The sequence below is a fragment of the Micromonospora sp. NPDC051925 genome, from assembly GCF_044548625.1.
Classification (GTDB): domain Bacteria; phylum Actinomycetota; class Actinomycetes; order Mycobacteriales; family Micromonosporaceae; genus Micromonospora.
Window position 1 is genome coordinate 198,051 of the sequence record NZ_JBIUCH010000006.1, and the last position, 24,032, is coordinate 222,082.

A 24,032-nucleotide genomic window follows, 5' to 3' on the forward strand; every position below is an offset into this window, starting at 1 on the left:
TGCCGGCACGCGTACTTCTTCTCGCCCTGTCTCCCATGCCTGTGCCCAGCGCACTGCCGACGACTCGTTCACGCCACGCCGCCGTCCCTCGCCGCAGTGTCCGGGCGAGCGGGCTCGTGACTGCTCGTTGAGAGGTGACCTGAATGCCTGCGGACAACAGCGCTCCGCGCTACTACGTCGAACTCACTCTTCCCGGTCTGGAGATGTGGCCGGAGCTCCACCTGCGCATGCAGCAGATGCGAAAGCTGGGGCACCGCATTCTGGTGCTCTCGACCGCCGAGGCCGCGCCCACGCTCGCGGACGCGGCGGACAAGGTGGTGGTGTGCGACGACGTGTTCTCTGCGGACTCGCTCGCCGCGGCGCTCGCGCCGTACGCTGCGGACGGTCTGCGCTTCTCCATCATCGGGGACCGGACGTGGGCCTCGCAGTTCGGCGCCGCGAAGCGGCTGGGCCTGCCGTTCCCCGGGATGGCGGGCCAGTTGAACTGCCGCATCAAGCCACGGCTGCGCCGCGTGCTGGCGGACACCATGCCGCTGCGGACGACGGTCCTCGCCGCGGACGAGGCCACGCCGGAGCGGATCGACGCGCTGGTGACGGAGATCGGTCTCCCCTTCGTGGTGAAGCCGATCTGGGGTGCGGCCAGCAGCTACGTCGAGTTCGTCCACGACCGGGAAGCCGCGCACGAGGTCATCGGCAACACCTTCACGGCGCTCGCCGAAGACCAGGACCTCAGCCCGGTCGACGGCGGCGACCAGGTATGGGACCCGAAGCGGCAGATCCTGATCGAGGAGTTCATCACCGAGGGGCGGGAGCTGTCGTACGAGGCGTTCGTGCAGCACGGTCGGCTCGTGCCCCTGCTGATCCAGGAGAAGTACAAGTTCAACCGTGAGGGCAACTTCCACTTCGAGACGGCGAACCTGTGTCCCACGCCGTTCGTGAGCGCGGAGGAGGAGGCGCTGATCCATCGCCAGATGCAGGAGGCGATGACGAAGCTCGAGGTGGACGACACCTTCGTCCACGTCGAGTGCAAGTGGGACGGTGAACGTGTCCGGATCATCGAGGTGAACTCCCGCATCGGCGGTGGCAGCGTGCCGAAGATGCTCAACATGTTCCTCGGAATCGACCCGCGCGAGATGACGCTCAAGCTCGCGTTGGGCGAGCCGTTGCCGACCGAGTACCCGCGAAAGGGCGGCTTCCTGCTCGGCGTGTTCGTCAACGCGCACGAGTCGGGTGAGTTCGTCGGCTTCGACGGTCTCGACTGGGGCCGCGAACGGCCCGAGTTCTCGTTCGACCTGCAGTACCTGCAGCCCGGGACGATCGTGCCGCCGCGTGACGTCAAGAGCGGTCGTGAGCGCTGGCTGTTCTGCTACGACGTCTTCTACCAGTGCAGCGACCAGGCCGAGATTCCCTACCTCTACGAGGAGACGCTGCGTCGGGTGCAGTTGCGGTTCAGGGAGACCGGCTGACCGCAAGGGTCGGAAACGCTCGGTCCGGGCGCACCAGGCAGGGACCGTCAGGTCGACGAGGACACGTCGAGCAGGCGGTTCCGCACGAGATCGGCGACGGTCGCCTGGTGGCCCGGATCCGAGAAGTAGAAGTGCCCGCCCGGGAACTCCCGCAACTCGAAGGGGCCGGCGGTCACCGCCGACCACGCCTGGGTGGCCGACAGGTCGACCCAGTGGTCGTCGACTCCGCGGATGGCGGTCACCGGCATGCTCAGCGGCGTCCGGGGGCGCTGTCGGTAGAGCTCCACGGCCCGGCTGTCCGACCGGAGGATCGGCAGGAGGAGTTCACGCATCCCGGGGTCGTCGAGGACGGAGGCGTCGGTGCCGCCCAGCATCTTTAGGTCGGCGATGATGGTGTCGTCGGTCGTCCGTACCGCGGCGGTGCCGTGCAGGGTGCTGGGCGCGCGGCAGGACGAGGCGAAGAGCTCCCGCGCCGGTAGGCCCTTCCCGGTCAGGATGCTCGCTGCCTCGTAGCCGACGAGGGATCCCATGCTGTGGCCGAAGAACGCGAGCGGCAGGTCGGTGAGCTCATGCTCGATCAGTGCCGCGGTCAGCTGCCTGGCCATCTCCTCGATGTCACCGACGAGAGGCTCGGCGTGCCGTTCCATCCGGCCCGGGTACTGCACGGTGAGCACGTCGATGTCGCCCGCGAGGAGCTGCGAGAAGCCGTGGAAGTAGCTGGCGGAGCCGCCCGCGTGGGGCAGGAGCAGCAATCGGCAGGTCGGACGATCGGATCCACCGTGGTAACGCCGCAGCCACCGGCCGGCGGGCGTCTTGACGAAAGCGGTCACGCCGATTCCAGGCCGTTTCCAGGGCCGGACGACAGCATGGACAAGAACATCGCTTCCCCCATGTGATGTCTGCCGACAACATAGATGTCGTCACATGCCACGGTGGCGGTCCAGCTCCACCGTCGCCGCAGCTGACGCCGCTCGAACGTACAGCGCGACGCCTGGTGCTGCAACCGGTGCGAACCTTCCCCGCACGACCCGTCGGCGTGCTGGTCCCGATCCGGTGACCGCGACGCGCGAAGCCCTCAGCGGCCAGGTCAGGGACGGGCCGCCAGCGTGAACACCGGCCCGGCCCGCCTTCGCAGGTCCGATTGACACTCCTCCGTGGGCTGTGGCATGGTCCAAGTCGTTCGTCGATGAATGATCTTCATCTACGCCTAGCTGGTCATCATGCCGCCGTCGTGGTTCCGCAGTAGCTTGTGAGTGCCTCTCAACCCCTTGGGGGGTGGATTGGGGGAGTCTTCACTTTGAGGTACGGGGGAACGCCTCTCGTGGATGGTGCCGTGTGGGGCCATCCGGGGACCAAAGCCGACATTGCCAGTGGATCGATCCATCTTGACATGAGGGAGGCCCGTCGGCGGGCCAGAGCACTGGCCAGCACATTGCTGGTGCGGGGCCTGAATCCGTCCGCCGAGTCTCCGGTGGCCGTCTGTCTGCCCCGCTCGGCCGACCTGGCCATCGCCTATCTCGCGATCGCGATGGCCGGCGGTGTGATCGCGCCGATCGACCCGACCCTTCCCGAGCTCCGCCGGCGCGACATCCTGCGCCAGTTGCGGCCGGCCTTCGCGATCGCCGCGCCGACCGTGGCGGACGCCTTCGCCGTCGACTGCACGGTCCTTGCGCCGGACGCCTGGTCGGCCGTGACCGAGGCGGACGTCGAGGCCGCCCAGCCCGCGCTGGACGTCGCCGCTCCCGACGACCGCGCCCTCTACATGATCTTCACATCCGGTACGACGGGCGTGCCGAAGGGTGTCGTCTGCACGGCGGCGAACCTCGAACATCTGCTGCGCTGGAGCCTCGACGACCACGACTTCGGCAACGGCGCGCGGATCTCGGTGACCGTCTCGCCCGGCTTCGACGTCTCCATCTGGGAGCACTTCGTGGCGTTCGCCGCGGACGCCTCGTTGCACATCGTCGACGACGAGCTCCGGCTCGACCCGCAGGCGCTGCGGACGGCGTGGGCCAGGCACGACGTGACGCACTCGTTCGTGTCGCCGCAGCTGGCCGAGGAACTCGTCGCACTGGACTGGACCGCGCAGCCGACCACCCTGCGCGAGCTCTACGCCGGTGGGGACCGGCTGCGTAAGCGGCCTCCGTCGACACTGCCCTTCCCGCTGGTCAACCTGTACGGGCCGACCGAGTGCACGGTGATCTCGACCGGCGGCGTGGTGCAGCCCGCCGACGACACGAATGCCGACACCTACCCCGACATCGGCACCGGGGTGCCCGGTCTGTTCATCGCCGTCGTCGACGACGAACTGCGGCCGGTGCCTCCGGGCACCCGTGGCCAGTTGTGCATCGGCGGGCCGCAGGTGACCCGGGGGTACCTCAACGACGAACAGCTGACCGCCGACAAGTTCCGGATGCTCGCCGGGCCGGACGGCGTCACCCGACGGTACTACTGCACCGGCGACCAGGTCACCGAGAACCCGGACGGCACGTTGCAGTTCCACGGTCGCAACGACGGCCAGATCAAGGTCGGCGGCGTCCGGCTCGAGATCGGCGAGATCGAGGCTGCGCTCACGGCACACCCCAGTGTGGACCGCGCCGTGGCGCTGACCGTCACCCACCCCAGGTCGGGCAGTCTGCGGGTCGCGGCCACCGTGGTGACCGGCGCCGAGATCACGGCGCGGGAGATCAAGGACTGGGTCGCGGCGCGGTTGCCGCGTGCCGCGGTTCCCGCCTCGGTGCTGTTCAGCGAGCGTATGCCGCTGACGCACAACGGCAAGACCGACATGCGTGCGCTCCGCGCCGAGCACGAGGCCGCCCTGCGGGAGACGGTGGCGACGTTCGACGAGGCGGCTGACGGCGGGACCGACACCGACGACCACGCCTACGTCTTCCCCGTCAACCAGGAGCAGCGCAGCCTGTGGTTCCTCTGGCACGTCGCGCCGAGGTCGCCCCGGTACAACGTCACCGCCGCCTTCGTGGTCGACGGTGGCATCGACGAGTCGCGTCTGCGGATGGCAGTCGAATCCGTGGTACGGGCGCACCCCTCGGTCGTCGGATCGTTCCGGGAAGGCCGGGACGGCGTGCTGGAGCTGGTCGCCGAGGCGAAGGCCCGGCACGCGGGCGGCGAGCTGGTGCAGGTCTTCGACCCTGCGGCCAACCTGGCGGCGGCGGTGCGCACCGCGGACGAGCAGTACAACGAGCCGTTCGATCTGCGTACCGGGCCACTGATGCGGGTGGCGTTGATCCCGGTGGCGCAGACGGACACCGCCGTCATGCAGCTCGTCCTGCACCACACGGTCGCCGACGGTGTGTCCATCCAGGGCCTCCTGGAGAAGATCACCGAGAGCTACCACGGCCGGGCCCTGCCCCGTACGCCGGTGCGGGCCGGTGAGCACGCGGCCGGTGTCGACACCCCGCCCGCTGTCGTGGCGTTCTGGGAGAGCCGGCGCGACACGTACCAGCCGCTGGAGTTGCGCCGCGAATTCGATCCCGAGCTGTCCGACGGCAGCGCCATCGAGGTCCGTAGCACCGGCCGGCTCGGTGAACGGCTCCGCGTGGCGGCGGCCCGCGCTCACACCACGCCGTTCCGCCTCATGCTTGCGGCCTGGATGATCGCGGCCGGCCGCTGGACCGGTCAGGACGCGCTGACCGTCGGCGTTCCCGCGCACGGGCGGTCCAGCAGCGACGCCTCGTCGGTCGGCATGTACGTCAACACGCTGCCGGTGACCGTGCCGCTGCGTGACCTGGACTTCGCCGACGTCCTGGCCGCGGTCGAGACCGAGTTGGCGGTGACCGACGAGCACAGCGCGCCGTTCAGCGTGATCGCCCGTGCGGGACGCAGCGCGTCGGCGCTCGCGCTGGACATCGTGAACAGCACCTTCAGCCTGGAACTCCCGTTGCGGCTGGGCATCGGTGACCGGGCCACCCGGATGCAGCCGCGACTCGACGCGTGCCCGTACCCGTTGAGCGTCTTCGCCGATCCTCTCAGCGGCGACGAGGTGAACGTGTTCGCGCAGTTCGGCCGGAGCTGCGTCGACGCGGCGGATGTCCGGGGGATGGTCGCGGCCTTCCTGGCGCAGCTCGCGCACGAGGCCGACGTCACGCCCGATCGCCTCAGCGTGCCGGCGCGTGAACGACGGCGCGCGGACGATGCTCCGGTTCCGGCACCGGCGAAGCCGGCGGACGCGGCACTCGCCGCGGTCACGCAGGCCTGGGAGAGTGCCCTCGGGTTGGCCAACCTGCCGGCGGATGCCGACTTCTTCGAGTTGGGCGGCGACTCGCTGGCCGCGTTGAAGATCGTCGGCCAGCTCTCGGCCTCCGGCTACCCACTGTCGCTTGCCGACTTCTTCCGCTATCCGAGCATTGCCGAGCAGGCTTCGACGATGGGAGCAGGCGATGGGGACCGGTGACCTAGCGAGCGCGGGGGGCCACGGCGGGCACGAGGCTGGGAAGCCGTTCTGGCAGACGCAGCAGCCCAGCGGCATGCCGTATCAGAAGTACCGGACCGACGGCGATCCCGGGGTGCGGCTGGGGGTCGGGCGTGCCTGGCCGGACCGCGAGATCAGCGTGGCGCCGCTGTGGGTGCCGGTCGATCTGCGCGACGGCAACCAGGCACTCGCCGAGCCCATGACGCCGGAACGCAAGCTCCGGATGTTCCACCTGATGGTGCAGATGGGGTACAAGGAGATCGAGGTCGGTTACCCGGCGGCGAGCGAGCTCGACTTCCGGTTCGTCCGCGTGCTGGCGGAGCGTGAGCAAGTCCCGGACGACGTCACGATCGTGGTGTTCACGCCCGCCCGTGAGGACGCGATCGACCGGACGATCGACTCGCTGGAGGGCATCCCGTCGGCTGTCGTCCACCTCTGCGTGCCGACGGCGCCGCTGTGGCGCGACATCGTGCTGCGCCGGAACCGCGAGGAACTGCTCGACCTGATCGCCACGTCGGCGCACCAGGTGCAGAAGCGTTCGGCGGGTCGGCACCGCTTCCAGTTCTCGCCCGAGGCGTTCACCTCCACCGAGATCGACTTCGCGGTCGAGGCGTGTGACCTCGTGACCGACATCTGGGAGGCGTCGCCGGACCGGCCGGTCGTGCTGAACCTGCCGGCGACGGTGGAGACGGCCGGGCCGAACCACTTCGCCGACCAGATCGAGTACATGCACCGCGCCATCGCGCGGCGGGACGGGGTGATCCTCTCCGTCCATCCGCACAACGACCGGGGCACCGGCGTCGCCGCCGCGGAGCTGGCCGTCCTCGCCGGTGCCCAGCGGGTGGAGGGCTGCCTCTTCGGCAACGGGGAGCGGACCGGCAACGTCTGCCTGGTCACCCTGGCGCTCAACCTCTTCTCCCGAGGCATCGATCCGATGATCGACTTCTCGAATCTGGACCACGCGCGGCGCATCGTCGAGGAGTGCACCAGCCTTCCGGTGCACCCGCGGCACCCGTACGGCGGCGACCTCGTCTTCACCGCGTTCTCCGGCACCCACCAGGACGCGATCCGCAAGGGCCTCGACGCCCAGTTGGCACCGGCCGAGCCGGGGCAGGTCAAGCGGTGGCAGGTCCCGTACGTCCCGGTCGACCCGGCTGACCTCGGCCGGCCGTACGACCGCCTCATCCGGGTCAACAGCCAGTCGGGCAAGTCCGGGATCGCGCACGTGCTCCGTTCGGTCAGCGGGCTGTTCCCCCCGGCCGACCTGCAGCGCGAGTTCTCCGCGGCTGTGCAGGAGGTCGCCGAGGCGCACGGTGAGATCCCTCCGCCGGTCCTCTGGGCGGCCTTCCGGGAGCTGTACTTCTTCGACGAGCCGGACAACCGCGTCGAGGAGTGGGTCGCCGGAGACGACGGGGCCTACGAGGCCCGGCTGCGCCTCGACGGCGACCTGGTCACCGCCCGGGTGTCGCACACCGACCCGGCGGCCGGCGCGATCGAGCTGATCACGCAGGCCACCGGATCCTCCTGCCTGCTCCGGCGGACCGTGCGTCAGGTAGCCGACGTGGCGGGCCGTACCGCGCAGGCGTGCTTCGCCGAGGTCTCGGTCGGCGACCGTACCGGATGGGGCAGTGCCGTCGGAGAGGACTCCGTACAGTCGACCTTCCTGGCCGTCCTCGCCGCACACAGATCGCTGCGACGGGAGAGCGACGCAGTGGTGAGTGGTGCCGACGTGGTCGTCGCAGCGCTGCGGCAGCACACGGGCCGGAGCTGAGCCCCGGACCGGACCCGTCGACGGTGAAACCGCCCCCCGCGCTCCGCCGCGGGTACGAACTGTCCAGAGGCGCACCCGCAGCCGCAGGCGTGCCTGCGGACGGCCGCCGGATTCCACATCGGGAGAGATGCGTGGATCGCACAGCCCAGATTCGCCAGTTCCTGGCCGAGCACATCGCCGAGCCGGTGGCCGACGAAGACGACATCTTCGCCCGGGGACTGGTGAACTCGATGTTCGTCGTCCAGCTCGTGGCGTTCCTCGAGGAGACCTTCGACCTCCAGATCGACGGGCAGGATCTCGTCTTCGAGAACTTCCGGTCCGTGAAGGACATCGACGCCCTTGTGCTACGCCTGACCGGCTCGTGACCGTGACGCAGCCGGCCACAGCGGACCAGAGGGTTCGCGTTCCCCTGTCCCGGCCGCTTCCGGTGCGGCTCGAGGCGGAGTTGGGCAAGCGGATCCACTTCATCAGCCCGGACGTCCGTGACTTCGCGTTCGTCCGCGGTGACGAGGGCGTCGAGGCTCTGGAGCTGACGCTCGTGCCGGAGCCGGCGGACACCGTCGAGGACCTCACCAGCAAGATCAACCGAGTGGTGGAGCGGGAGGTGCGGGTCCAGCGCGCCTGGCAGCCCAAGGTGCTGTGGACCTCCGCGCGCCCCAGCGAGCAGTGGCCGGACCCCCTGCCGGAGATGGAGCGTGCCGGTCTCGTCCACGCGCCGGGCCCCGGCACGATGACCTTCGGCGACCTGATGATCAGACTCGTCGACTACCTGGACCGGCAGGTACGGGCCATCGCCATGAGCATGCCGGCCAGCACCGAGTACCGGTATCCGACGCTGTTGCCGCTGGAGGTGCTCGAACGGCAGAGCTACTTCGAGTCGTTCCCGCACTTCGTCATGTTCGTCTCGCGTCTGCACAACGACGCGGACAACTACGAGACGTTCCTGCGCCGCTACCGTGACGCCGGGCGTCGCATCACGCCGGAGATCTTCAGCCTGTGCCGGGACGACCGGTACTGCCTGCCGCCGACGATGTGTTACCACACCTTCAACCAGCTCTCCGGCACCTCGGTGGACCAGCGGGTGGTGACCTCCCGGGGCAAGAGCTTCCGGTTCGAGTCACGCTACGAGTCGGGTCTGGACCGGCTCTGGGACTTCACCATCCGGGAGACCGTGTTCCTCGGCCCCGAGGAGTACGTCGTCGGTGCCCGCCGGCGGTTCCTCGAGGCGGCGTTCGCGTTGGTCGACCAGTTGGGGCTCGCCGCCCGCTGCGAGGTCGCCAACGACCACTTCTTCGGCGACGCCTCCAAGGACAGCGTGCTCTCGCAGCGGCTCATGGAGCTCAAGTACGAGATGGTCGTCGACGTCGCCGAGGGGCGCAGCATCGCGGTGGGGTCGTTCAACCTGCACGGCCGCCACTTCGGCGAGGTGTTCGACATCTCGCACGCCACCGGGCCCAGTCACACCGGCTGCGTCGGCTTCGGCCTCGAACGACTGGCGTACGCGTTCGTCACGCAGCACGGGACGGATCAGAAGAACTGGCCTGAGGCGGTCCGGGCGGGGGTTTCGGAGTGAGTGGCGACAGGCAGGAAACCGACGTCCTGCGGCAGAGCAAGGAGTTCCTGGACCGGGCGGTGACGCCGAACGCCGGCGCGTGGGACCGCGCGCAGGAGATGGACGAGAAGATCGCCGGGCTGCTCGGGGCCCAGGGGCTTCTCGTGCCGTCGCTGCCGGAGCAGGCCGGCGGTCGAGGCTTCGACATGGACCTTCTCGGACGCTTCAACGAGCAGGCGGGTCGCGCGTGCGGCTCCGTCCGCAATCTGATCGGTGTGCAGGGCATGGTGGCGCACGCCCTGCACCGGTGGGCGAAGCCGCCGCTGCGGGACCGCTGGGTGCCGCGGCTGGCCGCCGGTGACGTGTACGGGTCGTTCGCCCTCACCGAGCCGCACTCCGGCAGCGATGCCCGCGCGGCGGCGACGGTCGCCGAACGTCGGGGCGGGTCCGTCGTGCTCAACGGTGAGAAGTCGTGGATCAGCTTCGCGGCCCGTGCCGGCGTGTTCCTGGTCTTCGCCCGGCTGGACGGGCACGTGGCGGCGATCGTCGTCGAACGCGACACCCCCGGGGTCCACGTCACGCCGCAGGGCGACCTGCTCGGCCTGCGCGCCTCGCACCTCGCGGCCGTCCGCTTCGACGACTGCGAGGTCCCGGCCGAGCACGTCGTCGCGCAGGGCGCGCTGGCCTTCGACGCGGTGGCGACCGCCGCGCTGGACCACGGTCGGTTCAGCACGGCCTGGGGCAGCGTCGGGCTGGCCGCAGCGTGCCTCGACGCCTCCCTCGACCGGGCGGTCACGCGTGAGCAGTTCGGGACGCCCATCGGGGACCACCAGCTGGTAGCTCGCATGGTCACCCGGATGGTGTGCGCCGTCGACGCCGCGCGCATGCAGTGCGAGGCGGCGACCCGGGCGCGGGACTCGGGTGACCGGGACGCTGTCCGCCGGACCCTGATCGCCAAGTACGTCGCGTCGGAGAACGCCTTCGCGGTGGCCTCGGACGCGGTGCAGGTGCACGGTGCCTATGGGTGCTCGGCGCAGAGCAGCGTCGAGCGGCACCTCCGGGACGCCAAGATCCAGTGCGTCATCGAGGGCACCTCGCAGATCCAGGAGACACAGATCAGCCAGCTGACACTGACGTCCTGGCGGGCCGCCCAGCGCCGATCGGAAGCCCTGGCGCCCTCGGACAACGGAAGGTGACAGTCATGACCACAGCAAGTCCGTCGCTGGTGAACGCCTGGAACGAGTGGGATCCGTTGGAGGAGATCATCGTCGGTCGCGCCGACGGGGCCGCCTTCGAGCCGGTGGAGCCCGGTTCCCGCCCCCAGCTGCGCGACGGTTCGGGTGGTCCCTTCCCCACCGGGCCGAAACCCGACGACATGGTCAAGGGTGCGAACGAGGAGCTCGACAACCTGGCCGAGGTGCTCAAGGGGTACGGCGTCACGGTCCGTCGCCCCGAGGCGTACGACTACACGACCTCCGTGAAGGCGCCGACCTTCGAGGTGTCGAACCAGTACTGCGGGGTCTGCCCCCGGGACGTGCTCATCACCATCGGCAACGAGATCATCGAGGCCACGATGTCCCGCCGGGCACGCTTCTTCGAGTACCTGCCGTACCGGCCGCTCATCTACCACTACTGGAACAACGACCCGAACATGGTGTGGACGACGGCTCCGAAGCCGTCGATGGCCGACGACATGTACCGGCAGGAGTTCTGGGACTGGCCGCTCGAGAAGCGCCACGCCGAGATGCACAACTTCGAGTTCTGTGTGACCCAGGACGAGGTCATCTTCGACGCCGCGGACATGAGCCGGTTCGGCCGGGACGTGATCGTCCAGGAGTCGATGACGACGAACCGGCAGGGCATCAACTGGCTTCGTCGGCACCTGGAGCCCAAGGGCCTGCGGGTGCACACCGTCCACTTCCCGCTGGACTTCTTCCCGTCCCACATCGACTGCACGTTCGTGCCGCTGCGGCCCGGACTGATCCTGACCAACCCGGACCGTCCGCTGCGTGAGGGCGAGGAGCGGCTGTTCCTCGACAACGGCTGGGAGTTGGTGGACGCGCCCACGCCGAGCACCGACAACCACGAGATGCCGCTGTACTGCCAGTCGTCGAAGTGGCTGTCGATGAACGTCCTGAGCATCGCGCCGGACGTGGTGGTGTGCGAGGAGCAGGAAAAGCCCATGCACGACCTGCTCGAGGAACGCGGCTTCGAGGTGGTCAGGGTGCCGTTCCGCAAGGTCTACGAGTACGGCGGCTCGCTGCACTGTGCGACCTGGGACGTGCGGCGCAGCGGCGTGGCCGAGGACTACTTCCCGAACGTGAAGGGGTGAGACCGTGTACATTCTCGGCGTCAACAGCGTCTACCACGAGTCGTCTGCGGCACTGCTGAAGGACGGCGTGCTGCTGGCCACCGCCGAGGAAGAGCGCTTCAACCGGGTCAAACACGGCAAACAGGCCCGATCGGATAACCCGCACGAGTTGCCGATGCACTCGATCGCCTACGTCCTCGGCCACGCCGGCATCACGCTCGCCGACGTCGACATGACGACCTGCGCGGCCGACCTCGACGAGATGCGGCGCGTCCACGAGGAGGGACTGCCCTCCGCGTGGAACGACGCCGAGGACCGGGTGCGGTTCCTGGAGAACGTTCCGAAGATCCCGCAGGTCCTGGCCGGGCACGGGTTCCGCGGTGACTTCCGCTGGGTGCCGCACCACACCGCGCACGCCGCGTCGACGTTCCTCGCCTCGCCGTACGAGGAGGCGGCCGTCCTGGTCGTGGACGCGTTGGGTGACGACGCCTGGTCGACCCGGCTCTACCACGGGCGGGACCGGTCCCTGGAGTCGCTGCTCGACGTGCGGTACCCGGCCTCCCTCGGCTACCTGTGGGAGACCATCTCGGTCCTGCTCGGCTTCGGGGTGTACGACGCCGCGAAGGTGATGGGGCTGGCCGCGTACGGTGACCCTGCCGTGTTCAAGGATGCCTTCGACCAACTGGCCTGGCCGACGCCGGACGGCGGGTTCGAGATGGACAGCGAGGCCCTGCGCTTCGCCGAGATCATGTACTACCCGCCGAGCGCCTACCACGACCGTCTCGTCGAGCTGTTCGGGATCTCCCCACGGCGGCCGGGCGACGACCTGGAGCCGGTGCACGAGCACATCGCGGCGGCACTGCAGGACAAGACCAACGAGATCATGCTGCACCTCGCCGCCCACCTGCGGCGGCGTACCGGCTCGGCGAACCTCTGCCTGGCCGGCGGGGTGGCGCTCAACTGCGTGACCAATACGCTGCTGCTCGCCGAGTCCGGATTCGAGAGTCTCTACGTGCAGCCGGCGGCCAACGACGCCGGTCTGGCGGTGGGTTCGGCGCTGTACGTGTGGAACGGCGAGCTGGACAAGCCCCGTACCGAGCCGATGACGCACGCGTACTGGGGGCCGGAGTTCGGTGACGACGAAATCCGGGCGGAGCTGGACCGGCGTGAGCTGTCGTACACGATCCCGGACGACATCGACGCCACGGTCGCGCGGCTCATCTCCGAGGGCAAGGTCGTCGGATACTTCCAGGGCCGGATGGAGTTGGGGCCGCGCGCGCTGGGCTGCCGCAGCATCGTGGCCGACCCACGGGATCGCGCGATGCGCGAGATCCTCAACCAGAAGGTGAAGCACCGCGAGTACTTCCGGCCGCTGGCGCCGAGCGTGCTCGCGGAGGACGTCGCCGACTGGATGGAGGTCCCCGGGGACACCCTCGCGGCCGACATGATGCTGGTGACCTACCGGGCCAAGGAGGACAAGAAGTCGCAGATGGGGGCAATTCTGCACGTCGACGACACGTGTCGCCTGCAGGCGGTGAGCGCCGCCACCAATCCCCGGTTCCACCGGATGATCTCCGAATTCAAGAAGATCACCGGGGTGCCGATGGTGCTCAACACGTCGTTCAACGACCAGGAGCCCATCATCTGCACGCCCGCGGACGCCATTGCCACGTTCGAGAAGACTCAGATCGACTACCTGGCTGCTGGTAGCTTTCTGGTCGCTAAGGTGTGATGCCAACGAAGGTGACTTGATGTTCTCGCGTGAGCTTGTGATCAACAACGGGCGGATGTTCGAGTTGCCCATCTTTCTCCCGGTCTATCAACCGCACCGAATGCAGGCTCTGCGGTCCGCATGGGTGGAAGGTCCGGAGATCGAAGGCTGCATCGTCAACTCGTACTTCCTCTACAAGCAACGCGAACTTCGGCAACAGCTCGTCGAAGGTCCCGGGCTGCACGACTACCTGGGCTTCGACGGGCTGGTCACCACCGACTCCGGGGCGTTCCAGGGCCTGACCAGGCAGCTCTACCTCAACAACGCCGATATTGTCCGTTTCCAGGACCGCATCGGCAGCGACGTCATCGCCCCGCTGGACCTCATCACCCCGCCCGGTGACAAGAAGGCCGTCGCCGAGGCGAAGCTCGTCTCGACGGAGAAGCGCATCGTCAAGGCGATGGGCCTCGTCGAGCGGGGCATCCTGGTCGGGGTCCAGCAGGGGGGCCGCTACGCCGACCTCCGCAAACGCAGCGTCGAGTTCCTGCGGGACCTGGGCGTGCGCTATCTGGCGCTGGGCTCACTCGTGCCCTTCTTCAACCGCAACCACGACCTGCGCTTCGTCGGCAGGACGGCGGCGGAGGCGCGCGAGATCATCGGCCCCGACGTCCCGATGCACGTCTACGGTGCCGGCGACCCGGTGGAGATGCCCTTCCTGGTCGCCTCCGGCGTGAACGTCTTCGACTCCGCCTCGTACGGGCACTACGCCCAGGCCGGGTGGTACATGACCCCGTACGGCGCGCTCCAGGATCTGGACAAGCTCGCGGCGGGCGAGTTCGTCTGCACCTGTCCCGTCTGTCAGGGCGAGCCGCCACGGACGATGCCCGACACCGAGCAACTGATCATCCACAACCTGTGGACCATCCTGGTCACCATCCAGGTGATCCGCTCGCACCTCGGCGCCGGCACCCTGCCCGGACACCTCGACGACGTGCTCAAGCTGCACGACGAGTGGTTCCCGACCAGTGCCCTGCACCGTTCGTGGCAGGAGGTCGGTCTTGCCTGAGCAGGGCGAACAGATCCTGGCGGAGCTCGCGGTGGAACTCGCCGGGGACGTGGTCCGGCGCTACCGGATCGACGAGGCGCGGGCGGTCGAGGTCATCCTCGACGAGTGGCGGCGCAACCCGAAGCTGCTGGCCGTGGTGGCCTCCGCCGGCTCGGCGAAGGAGGCGCAGCGCACCCGGGTGTACAAGGACGCGGCCACGCTCACCAAGAAGACGATCTACAACCGGTTGCGCGCCTACCGGTCGGAGCCGGCTGCCTTCGACACCGCGCTACGGAACCTGGTGGAGCTGCCCGGCGACGCGTCGGCCCAGCAGGTCGAGGAGGCCGCGACGGCGATCGCCGCAGCCCACGTCAGCACGGCGGAGCGGCTCGGCCACCGCGCCGAGTTCCTCCGGGTGCTCGAGGCGGCGAACCCGCCCGGGAGCCGGGTCGTCGTCGACGCCGGCGCCGGCGTGCTGCCCACCCTGCTCGGTGCCGACTGGCTCCACGGGCAGGGCATCACGCAGTACTGGGCCCCCGACAAGGACGCCAGAGCGGTGGCCGCGGTGGAGGCGTACGCGGCCAGGCTGCCTGCGGGACTCGTCCGGCCGGCGCAGTGGAACGTGGCCGACGGATGGGAGGCGCTGCACCGCCTGGGTCTGCCGGCGACGTGCGACGTGGCGTGGCTGCTCAAGGTGGTTCCGGTCGTTCTCCGTCAGGAACCGCAACTTGCTCCGGTGCTCGCCGCGGCACCCGCGGCCCGGATCCTGATCAGCGGATCACGGGTGGCGATGGCCAAGCGGCAGAACATCGAGGCGCGGGAACGCCGCGTGGTCCAGCGGTTCTGTGCCGACCACGGGCTCCGCGTCGTCGACGAGCACGTCACGGACGACGAGTTCTTCCTGCTGGCTGAGCGCGGCTGACCCGCCGCGCCCAGCCGGCAGCAGGATCAGTAGCGGTAGAACCCCTGGCCCGCCTTGCGGCCCACCGCACCGTCGGCGACCTTCTGCTGCAGGAGCCGGCAGGGCTCGTACCGGTGCTCCTGGGTGCTCTCCCGCAGGTGTCGCAGGGTGAGCACGACGGTGTCCAGGCCGATCAGGTCCGCGGTCTCGAGCGGACCCATGGTGTGGCCGAAACAGCGCTTGAACACCTGGTCCACGACGGTCGGCTCGACACCTTCCTCCTGCACCAGGCGAGCCGCCTCGTTGAAGAAGACGTGCGAGATGCGGTTGCTGACGAAGCCCGGGAAGTCGCCCACCACGATCGCCTGCTTGCCGAGGGACCGCACCAGCTCCTCGACGTACGCCAGGCAACTGTCCGAGGTGTTCTTACCCCGCATCACCTCGACCGCCTCGGTGGCGTACGCGGGATTCATGAAGTGGATGCCGATGATCCACTCCGGCCGGCTCGTCTCGGCCGCCAGCCGCTGGATCGAGATGCTCGACGTGTTGACGCCGATGCCGACGTGCGGCGGCAGCGCCGCGTCGAGCCGGGCGTAGAGGTCCCGCTTGACCGCCCAGTCCTCGGTGACGTTCTCCACCACGAACTCGCAGCCGGCGAGGTCGCCGAGGTCGACGCTGTACCGCGCCCGTTCGGCCAGCTCGGCACGGGTGAGCCGGCCGAGGCCCGGCCGGAACAGCGGCGCGAACCGGACCCCCTCGGCCACCTTCACCGCCGCCGCAGCCAGGGTCTGCTCGTCGCGGTCCACGAAGACGACGTCGAAATCGTGCAGAAGGAAGTCGGCCCCGACGCTCGTGCCGATCGCTCCCGCCCCCACGACGCCGATACGCCGCCGCGTCGCTGCTGCTGAGTCGCTCATCACCCTTGGTCTTCCTTGTTGTCGTACGCGGTGGAGAACTGCTCGACCACCCAGGTGCCGAACTGGACGGGCTCGTAGCGCGGCGGATCGTCCTCGCCGCAGCACTCCGGCACCGGTTCGATGACCGCGTCGAAGGCGGGTTCGAAGAAGAACGGCATCGAGTAGCGGTGCCGCCCGCCCGGGAACCGCACCCGGTGCCAGGTGGCGGTGTAGCGGTCGTTCGTCCAGCGCTGCATCATCAGGCCGATGTTGACCAGGAGCGTGCCGGGGATGTGCGGCGCGTTGACCCACTCGCCCTCCGGGTTGCGGACCTCCAGGCCGTCCACCCCGTCCTGCTGGACGATCGCCAGGAACCCGTAGTCGACGTGCGCGCCCATGCCGAACTCGACGTCGTCGAGGCTGCGGTCCGGCTGGAACGGCGGATAGTGCGACAGCCGCAGGTCGCACAGCTCGTCGCCGGCGTACTTCTGGAAGAACCCGGCGTCGAGGCCCAGGCTGAGCGCCATCCCGGTGGCGAGCTGCTCGCCGAGCCGGGTGAGCGAGGTCCACGCCTCCATCATCACCGGCCGGAACTCGGGCAGCGCCGCCGGCCACTGGTCCGGATCGTCGAGCGGGTGCCGGCCGGCGCGGGCGTTCTTCGCCGCCGCGATGGTCTCGGCGTCCCTGCCGGACAGCGGCTGGAGGTCGAGGCACTCGTGGTAGTCCCGCTTCGTCGCCGTCACCTCGGCGAGCATCGGGATGTAACCGCGGAACTGGCTGGTCTGCCCGAGCCGGAGCTTCATCTTCTCCTCGAGCGGCAGGTCGAAGAAGGCCCGCGTCTGCGCCATCATCCGCTCGGACAGACCGTCGGGGAGACCGTGGTTCCGCACGTACAGGAACCCGACGTCACGACAGGCGTCGCCGATGCGCCGCACGGTCTCGTCGAGGGCCGCCGGGTCGGGGTCCTCGACGACCAGGGCGCCCACGTCGATGACCGGGACCTCGTGGAACGTGTGCTGCCTGCTCACTTCGCCACCTCCTGCTCGTCGGCGCTGCGGGGAAAGATCTCGTGCACGCGGGCCCACTCCCGCTCACCGACCACGAACGGCTCGACGGCGTCGCCCTTCTCGCCGGGACGCAGCCACGGGTTGTCCGCCGCGACGGCGACCACCACGTCGGTCCCCTCGGCCGCAGCCGCCTGCGTCGGGTCGATGGGACGCAACACGCTGCCGAGTTCCGGGATGAAGAAGGTGATCACCGAGACCCGGTCGCCGCGCAGGTTGTCGGTGTGCACCCGGTGCCGGCATGCGGGGTAGTAGCCACCGCTCCACAGACCCATCAGCTCGCCGGTGAAGACGACACACGCGCCCGGCGGCGGCGACACCAGCAGCCACTCGCCGTCCTGGGTGCGTACCTCGAGGCCGTCGGAGTCCTGGATGCTCACGGTGAGCATGCCGCTGTCGGTGTGCTCGCCGAGGCGGACGTCCTCGCCCCGGTACTCGTCGCTGTCCCGGTAGTAGATGAGCCGGGAGAACCAGTGCAGGTCCTCGCCGAAGGCCGAGTCGGGCTTGCCGAGGACGTCGTGCTGCCCCATCGACCGGGCGAGCGCCTGGACGACGGTCCGGCCGACCTGCGACACCCACCCGGTGTAGCGGTCCACCGCCGGCCGGAAACCGGGCAGGTGGGTCGGGTCGGGCCACTGGTTCCCGCCGTACATGACGAACCAGTCCTGCGGCTCGGCGTCCGCCGGAGGGATCGCCTCCCGCCCGAACTCCCACGACTCCTTCAGATCCTCGGTGCCGTTGGTCGACTCCTCGCGTGGCGCGACGAAGCCGCGGTAGTGCGGTGAGTGCCGGACGCTGATGGCCGACTTGACCTCGTCCGGAGCGTGGAAGAACCGGCGCGTCTCGACGAACAGGTCCTCGAAGGTCTCCGCCCCGATCTCGGGTCGCAGGTCGAGGTAGAAGAGGCCGATCTGCCGCGTCGCCTGCCGTACCGCCGCGACGGCCTCCGGGTCGTGGGCGGCCAGTGCGCCGATGTGCACGGTCGGAATCGTCATGACGTCACCTCCTTGATGTGTCGTAGCGAAGTACTCGGACCGGCCACGACGGCCCGCACCGTCGCGACGAAACGATCGGTCCAGTCGGCCACCTGAGCGGCGTCGTGCACGCTCGTGCGGTAGTCGACGGTCAACTGCAGGTGGTCGCCCGACTCGATGAGGTCGAGCCGGAGGTCGACGAGGGCCGCTCGGGCCGGCACCGGGCGGAACCGCGCGGACAGGCCCGGGAACTGCGGCGGGGCGACCGCGTGGTCGAGGTTGAAGACGGTACGCAGCGGGAAGACCCCGGCGTCGCCCAACAGGTCGGCGATGTCGGCGAGCGGTAGTTGGTGCGCGAGGCCGTCGAGCACCGACTGCCGCAGGGCGCGATGGTGGTCCTGGAGCGTGCCGTCGCGGTCGAGGTGGCTGTGGATCGGCAGCATCTCGGCGCAGTAGCCGACGACGGAGACGCCGCGCGGATAGTCGCGACCCGCCACGGGCACCCCGATGACGATGTCGTCCTCGCCGAACTGGTGGTGCACCATGAGCGCGTGCGCGGTGAGCAGCACCTGGAACGGCGTGCTGCCGAACTCCCGGGCGGCCTTGTGCACGGCTGCGGTCAGCTCGGCGTCGATGACCCCGAAGTGCCGGGCGCCCACGTCCTCGGCTGCGGCCGGCGCGGAGTACGGGCGCAGACCGGCGAGCTTCGTCTGCCAGTACGCCCGCCCGCCCGCCACGTCCCGGAGCGCGAGCTGGGCGAGGTGGTCGGTGTACTGCAACGCCGGCCCGGTCGGGCCGGTGCCGGCGTACCCGGCCGCCAGCTCGTCGAGCAGCACGGTCATCGAGATGCCGTCGGAGACGACGTGGTGGGCGTACAACACCAGGTGTTGCTCCGCGCCGCCCCGATGGACCAGGAAGAACCGGGTCAGCGGCCCGGTGGCGAGGTCGAACGGTTCGGTGAGCCGGTCCTGCCACCACTGCTCGTAGGACTGCGCCGTCGCGGCGAGGTCCACGATCTCCAACTGCGGTCGCGCATCCCGGACCGGCCGGCCGTCGCGGAACACGACGCGCAGCGCCTCGTGCCGGTCCACGGTGTGGTCGACCGCCCGCCGGAGCGCCGCCAGGTCGACCGGACCGGTCAGCTCCACGTCCTCGGCCACGATCCAGGCGGGGGCCTGCGGTGCGGCGACGGACCGGGCCAGCAGCGCCTCCTGCGCGGGGGAGAGCCGCGGCGGGACCTCCCCGGTGACGAACCCGCCGTCCCGCATGGCCAGGACGGCTTCGGTGGCGGCGGTGAAGACCCGCTCCACGTCCGCCCGGGTGTGCGCGGTCGACAGGAAGCAGGTCCGCCCCTCCCACAGGTAGATCCCCCGCAGCAGCAGGTGGAAGTGGAACACCTCCATCGCCAACGGCTGGTACGCGTAACTGGCGTTGCCCTTCCAGGTGAACCGGAACAGCGACCCGTAGTGCATCACCCGGATCGGTGCCCCCTCCCGACGGAACATCGTGTTCAGCGTCGTGGCCAGGTAGTCGGTCTCGGCGTTCAACCGGTCCTGGAGGGCCGTTCCCTGCTCACGGAGGTGGCGGAGCATCGCCAACGTTCCCGCGACGGTGGCCGGATGGTTCTCGAAGGTGCTGCCGATGTACGTGGTCTCCGGCACCGCCTGGCCGGGGCCGTCCTGCCAGGCACCGCCGTCGACGGCGTCCAGGTACCGGGCGGCGCCGGCGACCACGCCCACCGGGTGACCGCCGCCCACGCACTTGCCGTACGCGGCGAGGTCGGCCTCGACCCCGAACCACTCCTGCGCGCCACCGAGCTTGACCCGGAACCCGGTGATCACCTCGTCGAAGATCAGCGGGATGCCGGTCCGCGCGGTGATCTCGCGCAGCCGGCGCAGGAACGCGTCGGGTCGTACCCCGGGGTTCCGGCTCTGCACGGCCTCGACGAGCACCCCGCCCAGCTCGTGGGCGTGCTCCTCGATGATGCTCAGCGACCGTTCGCTGTCGTAGGGCAGGATCAGCGCGTCCGCGGCGGCCGACGGCGAGATACCGGGCGCCATCGGTACCGAGACGAGCGGGTCGCCGCTCACGTCGGGCAGGGCCAGCACCCGGTCGTCCTGACCGTGGTACGAGCCGGCGAACATCACGAAACGGGACCGGCCGGTCGCCGCCGCCGCCACCCGCAACGCACCGCGTACCGCGTCGGTGCCGCTGACGGTGAAGAAGGCCCGTTCCTTGCCGGTGATCTCGCAGAACAGCCGGGCGACCTCGTCGGTGCCGTCGACGACCGGACCGACCGAGATGCCCCGGGCGGCCTGCTCGGCGACGGCCTCCGCGACGAAGTCGGGGTTGTGCCCGCAGAGCAGCACCCCGAAGCCCATCGCGAGGTCGACGTAGTCGTTGCCGTCGATGTCGGTGAGGTGGGCTCCGGAGGCGCTGCCCGCGACGATCGGGTAACAGGCCCGTCGGGTCTCCGGCCGTACCGTCCGCATCCGGGTGTCCACCCGGTACGTCCGGTGCGTCCGGGCCCGGTCGAGCGATCCGGCGGTCCGGGCGGTGAACGCGCCGAGCAGCTCGTCGAGGTGGCGGCGTTGCTGGTCGGTGAGCTCGGACAGGGCGGCCTTCGCCACGGTCGGCACCCCGTCCACGGTCGGCACCCCGGACGGCCCGGACCGCGCGGGCGTCCGCCGGTCCGCCGGGGGCGGCGTCCGGGTGGCGTGCGGACCCTGCGCCGACGCGCTGCCGAGCATGTCGAGCTGGCGGTTCATCAGCGCGATCTGCGCCTGGATCAGCTCGTGCAGCCCGCCGTCCTCGCCGGGCTGCCCGGCCGGCGCTGCCGGCACCGCAGGCCCCACCGGTACGGCCGGTGCCGAGGGCCGCTGCGGCACCGGCGGACGACCGTGCGCCCGGAGATCGCCGGCGAGTGCGGCGACGCTGTCGAGCCCCTCGAACAGCTGACCCACGTTGAGCCGTACGCCGTAGCGTTCGTTCACGTCCTGGACGAGACGGGCCATGACCAGCGAGTCGGCCCCCAGCTCGAGGAACGAGGCGGTCGGCGACAACAGGTCCGCCTCGGTCTCCAGGTACTCGGCGAGTTGCTCGGCGACGAACCGGGCCGGATCGTCCGCCGATGCCGATGCCGATGCCGATGCCGATGCCGCCACGGGCGTTGCCTGCGCCACCGGGTGCGGTGGCGCGGCGGCGTCCGGCTGCGGTCGGGCCGGCGTCGACTCCAGCCAGTGCCTGCTGTGCTGGAACGGATATCCGGGCATGCTCACCGGGGCCCTCCCTGGTCCATGGAAACCGTGCCGGTCGAGATCGACGCCGATCGTGTACAGCTCCACGGCAGCGGCGGCCAACTGCTTGCCGTCGTCGAGGTTCTCGGCGAGGGACGACGCCCAGACGATGGGCGCTCCGGTCCAGTTCTGCCGGCCGAGCAGCGTCAGCACCGGTGCCGCGCTGACGTCGAGGGCCACGTCGCAGCCGTGTTCGGTGAGCGACCGGACGCTGTCGGTGAACCGTACCGGCTCGCGTAGCTGCCGGCACCAGTAGTCTGCGTCGATCCGGTCCACCATGCCGCCCGTCACGTTCGAGATCAGCGCGACGGTGGGCGGCGCGTACGTCAGCCGCCCGGCGAAGGCCCGGAACTCGTCGGTGACCGCGTCGACCATGGGCGAGTGGGGCGCGTGCGGCACGGTCACCGGACGATGCTGTAGGCCCCGCTCACCGCAGGCGGCCAGCGCGGCGGCGACCCCGTCGCGGGGGCCCGCGACGAGCGTCTCCCGCGGGCCGTTCCAGGCGGCCACGGTGACGTCGGCGATGCCGGCCAGCGCCGCCTCGACCTCGGCGGCGGATGCGAAGACCGCAGCGGTGCGGCCCCGGCCGCCCGTCGCCGCGTCGATGAGCTGTGCGCGGCGTGCCACGAGGGCCAGCCCGTCCTCCAGCCCGAACACGCCGGCGACGTGCGCCGCGGCGAACTCGCCGGTGGAGTGGCCGAGCACCACGGACGGCCGGACTCCCCACGACTCCCAGACCCGGGCCAGCGCGCACTCGACGGCGTAGACGGCGGGCTGCGCGTACCGGGTCTCGTGCAACCTGGGGTCCGGCTCGTCGGCACGGAGCAGGTCGACCAGCCGAACCTCCCAGCCGGCATGGTCGCTCAGCCAACGGTCGCAGGTGTCGACGGTGTCCCGGAAGACGGCATTGGTGGCGTACAACCCGCGACCCATTCCCGGGTACTGCGATCCCTGGCCCCCGAACAGGAACGCGACCACCGGGCGGCGCTTCGCCTCCCGCTGCCGGACCCGGGCCTTCCGGCCACCGAGATGCCCGGCGAGCTGCTCGGCAGCCGCGGCGCCGCTGGTCGCGGAGAGGGCCAACCGGTGCTGGTCACCGGCGTACGCCGCGGCGGCGGCGCAGACGTCGGCGAACGCCTCCGGGGTCTGGCCGGCGGCCAGGACCGGCACGACCTCGGCCGCGAGCGCCCGCAACGCCTCCGGTGTACGGGCGGACAGCGTCAGGACGCGGTGCCCGCCGGCCGGGGCCACCGGCACCGTGCGCTGCGGTGCCCGGCCCACCACGACGTGGGCGTTGGTGCCGCTGAACCCGAAGGAACTCACCCCGGCCAGCTCGCCGGCGAGCGCGGTGGGCTCGGTGGGCAGGGTGACCGGAGTGGACTCCCAGTCGACGTGCGGGTTGAGCTGGCGAAGGTGGGTGGCGGGCGGAATCTCCCCGTGCCGGAGCACCAGGATCGTCTTGATCAGCCCGGCGATGCCCGCCGCGGCCTCCAGGTGCCCGATGGTGGCCTTGAGCGCGCCGACCGGCAACGGGCGCGAGCGGTCGCCGAACACGGCGGTGAGCGCGTCCGCCTCGACCGGATCCCCCAGGGCGGTGCCGGTGCCGTGCGTCTCGACGTACCCGATCTCGTCCGGCGTCGCGCCCGCGTTCGTCAGCGCCGACCGGATCACCGACTGCTGGGCGAGCCCGCTCGGCGCGGTCAGGCCGTTCGTCCGGCCGTCCTGCTCCACCGCGGTGCCCCGGATGACCGCCAGGATCTCCTCGCCGTCGGCGAGCGCCTCGTCGAGACGGCGGAGGACCAGCACGCCGCATCCCTCACCGCGGCCGTAGCCGTCGGCGGAGGCGTCGAACGCCTTGCACACCCCGTCGGGGGCCAGGGCGCCACCGTCCATGAAGGCGGTGAACGTCTCCGGCAGCAGGAGCGCGTTGACGCCACCGACCACCGCGAGATCGGACTCGCCGGAGCGCAGGCTCGACACCGCCAGGTGGACCGCGCTCAGCGAGGACGAGCACGCGGTGTCGATGGAGAGGTTGGGGCCCCGGAACCCGAGATGGTACGAGATCCGCCCACCCGCGACACTGCACGCGTTGCCGGTGATGCCGTACATCGCCGCGGTGTCGGCACCGTGGCGCTCGGCCAGCCGGGCGTACTCCGATTCGGCGATGCCGACGAACACCCCCGTACGGGTGCCCGCCAGCGTTCTCGGATCCCGGCCGGACGACTCCAGCGCGTGCCAGCTGACCTCCAGCAGCAGCCGCTGCTGGGGATCCATCTGGCGGGCCTCGCGGGGCGAGACGTTGAAGAAGTGGTGATCGAAGCCGTCCAGGTCCGGCAGGAAGCCGCCCCGGGCCCGCCACGGCCGCCCCTGCGCGTCCACCGGCGGCGTGTCCCACCTCCCGGCGGGCACGTCACCGATCGCGCTGCCGCCCTCCCGTACCAGCTGCCAGAACTGCTCGATGGTCGCGGCGCCCGGGAAGCGGCAGGCCATGCCCACGACGGCGACGGGCCGGGTCGCCGCGCCCTGGAGTTCGGCGATGGACGCGCGCAGGGTGCGGATCGTCCGGGCCGCCTTGCGCAGCCGGTCGAGATCGTCGGAACTTTCCGTCGGCGACAA

The 24,032-nt window shown here is 70.3% G+C and carries 15 protein-coding genes; 10 read left to right on the forward strand and 5 right to left on the reverse strand.

What is annotated here, in order from left to right; genetic code table 11:
- The first annotated feature begins 143 nt into the window (after positions 1-143).
- The gene (locus ACIG87_RS10400; RefSeq protein ID WP_396849987.1) at positions 144-1,466 is read left to right on the forward strand and encodes an acetyl-CoA carboxylase biotin carboxylase subunit family protein; all 1,323 of its coding nucleotides are present in this window, start codon (positions 144-146) and stop codon (positions 1,464-1,466) included.
- Positions 1,467-1,513: 47 nt separating this feature from the next.
- Here ACIG87_RS10400 and ACIG87_RS10405 read toward each other — a convergent pair whose 3' ends face one another.
- Complete coding sequence (locus ACIG87_RS10405) at positions 1,514-2,296, reverse strand: thioesterase II family protein (protein WP_396849989.1); 783 nt, start codon at positions 2,294-2,296, stop codon at positions 1,514-1,516.
- A 503-nt stretch (positions 2,297-2,799) separates the two neighbouring features.
- On the opposite strand from ACIG87_RS10405, the gene ACIG87_RS10410 reads away from it, so the two are divergent.
- From ACIG87_RS10410 to ACIG87_RS10450, 9 genes are all read left to right on the forward strand, one after another.
- Positions 2,800-5,877 carry an AMP-binding protein gene (locus ACIG87_RS10410; RefSeq protein WP_396850144.1) on the forward strand — a complete coding sequence of 1,026 codons (3,078 nt, stop codon included), beginning with the start codon at positions 2,800-2,802 and terminating at the stop codon, positions 5,875-5,877.
- A gap of 73 nt (positions 5,878-5,950) precedes the next feature.
- Entirely contained in the window at positions 5,951-7,666 is a 1,716-nt protein-coding gene (locus ACIG87_RS10415; RefSeq protein WP_396849990.1) for a 2-isopropylmalate synthase, read from the forward strand.
- A gap of 131 nt (positions 7,667-7,797) precedes the next feature.
- A complete protein-coding gene (locus ACIG87_RS10420) occupies positions 7,798-8,031 on the forward strand; it encodes an acyl carrier protein (RefSeq protein ID WP_396849992.1) in 234 nt (77 codons plus the stop codon).
- A 62-nt stretch (positions 8,032-8,093) separates the two neighbouring features.
- Positions 8,094-9,239: a hypothetical protein gene (locus ACIG87_RS10425; RefSeq protein ID WP_396849993.1), complete on the forward strand. Its 1,146-nt coding sequence runs from the start codon at positions 8,094-8,096 to the stop codon at positions 9,237-9,239.
- Complete coding sequence (locus ACIG87_RS10430; protein ID WP_396849994.1) at positions 9,236-10,414, forward strand: acyl-CoA dehydrogenase family protein; 1,179 nt, start codon at positions 9,236-9,238, stop codon at positions 10,412-10,414. Before ACIG87_RS10425 ends, ACIG87_RS10430 begins: the two co-directional genes overlap by 4 nt.
- A 5-nt stretch (positions 10,415-10,419) precedes the next feature.
- Entirely contained in the window at positions 10,420-11,550 is a 1,131-nt protein-coding gene (locus ACIG87_RS10435; protein ID WP_396849996.1) for an arginine deiminase family protein, read from the forward strand.
- A gap of 4 nt (positions 11,551-11,554) precedes the next feature.
- Entirely contained in the window at positions 11,555-13,261 is a 1,707-nt protein-coding gene (locus tag ACIG87_RS10440) for a carbamoyltransferase (RefSeq protein ID WP_396849998.1), read from the forward strand.
- Positions 13,262-13,280: 19 nt separating this feature from the next.
- Positions 13,281-14,306: a tRNA-guanine transglycosylase gene (locus ACIG87_RS10445; RefSeq protein WP_396850000.1), complete on the forward strand. Its 1,026-nt coding sequence runs from the start codon at positions 13,281-13,283 to the stop codon at positions 14,304-14,306.
- The gene (locus ACIG87_RS10450) at positions 14,299-15,207 is read left to right on the forward strand and encodes a hypothetical protein (protein WP_396850001.1); all 909 of its coding nucleotides are present in this window, start codon (positions 14,299-14,301) and stop codon (positions 15,205-15,207) included. Before ACIG87_RS10445 ends, ACIG87_RS10450 begins: the two co-directional genes overlap by 8 nt.
- A 26-nt stretch (positions 15,208-15,233) precedes the next feature.
- Here the strand turns inward: ACIG87_RS10450 and ACIG87_RS10455 are convergent, their stop codons facing one another.
- The 4 genes from ACIG87_RS10455 to ACIG87_RS10470 are packed head-to-tail and all read right to left on the reverse strand — an operon-like array spanning position 15,234 to position 24,032.
- Positions 15,234-16,103, reverse strand: coding sequence for a 3-hydroxyacyl-CoA dehydrogenase family protein (locus tag ACIG87_RS10455; RefSeq protein ID WP_396850003.1), 870 nt, complete (start codon positions 16,101-16,103; stop codon positions 15,234-15,236).
- The gene (locus ACIG87_RS10460) at positions 16,103-17,110 is read right to left on the reverse strand and encodes an isopenicillin N synthase family dioxygenase (RefSeq protein WP_396850005.1); all 1,008 of its coding nucleotides are present in this window, start codon (positions 17,108-17,110) and stop codon (positions 16,103-16,105) included. Before ACIG87_RS10460 ends, ACIG87_RS10455 begins: the two co-directional genes overlap by 1 nt.
- On the reverse strand, positions 17,107-18,141 hold the full coding sequence (locus ACIG87_RS10465; RefSeq protein ID WP_396850007.1) for an isopenicillin N synthase family dioxygenase: 1,035 nt from the start codon (positions 18,139-18,141) through the stop codon (positions 17,107-17,109). Before ACIG87_RS10465 ends, ACIG87_RS10460 begins: the two co-directional genes overlap by 4 nt.
- A complete protein-coding gene (locus ACIG87_RS10470) occupies positions 18,138-24,032 on the reverse strand; it encodes an aminotransferase class III-fold pyridoxal phosphate-dependent enzyme (protein ID WP_396850009.1) in 5,895 nt (1,964 codons plus the stop codon). Before ACIG87_RS10470 ends, ACIG87_RS10465 begins: the two co-directional genes overlap by 4 nt.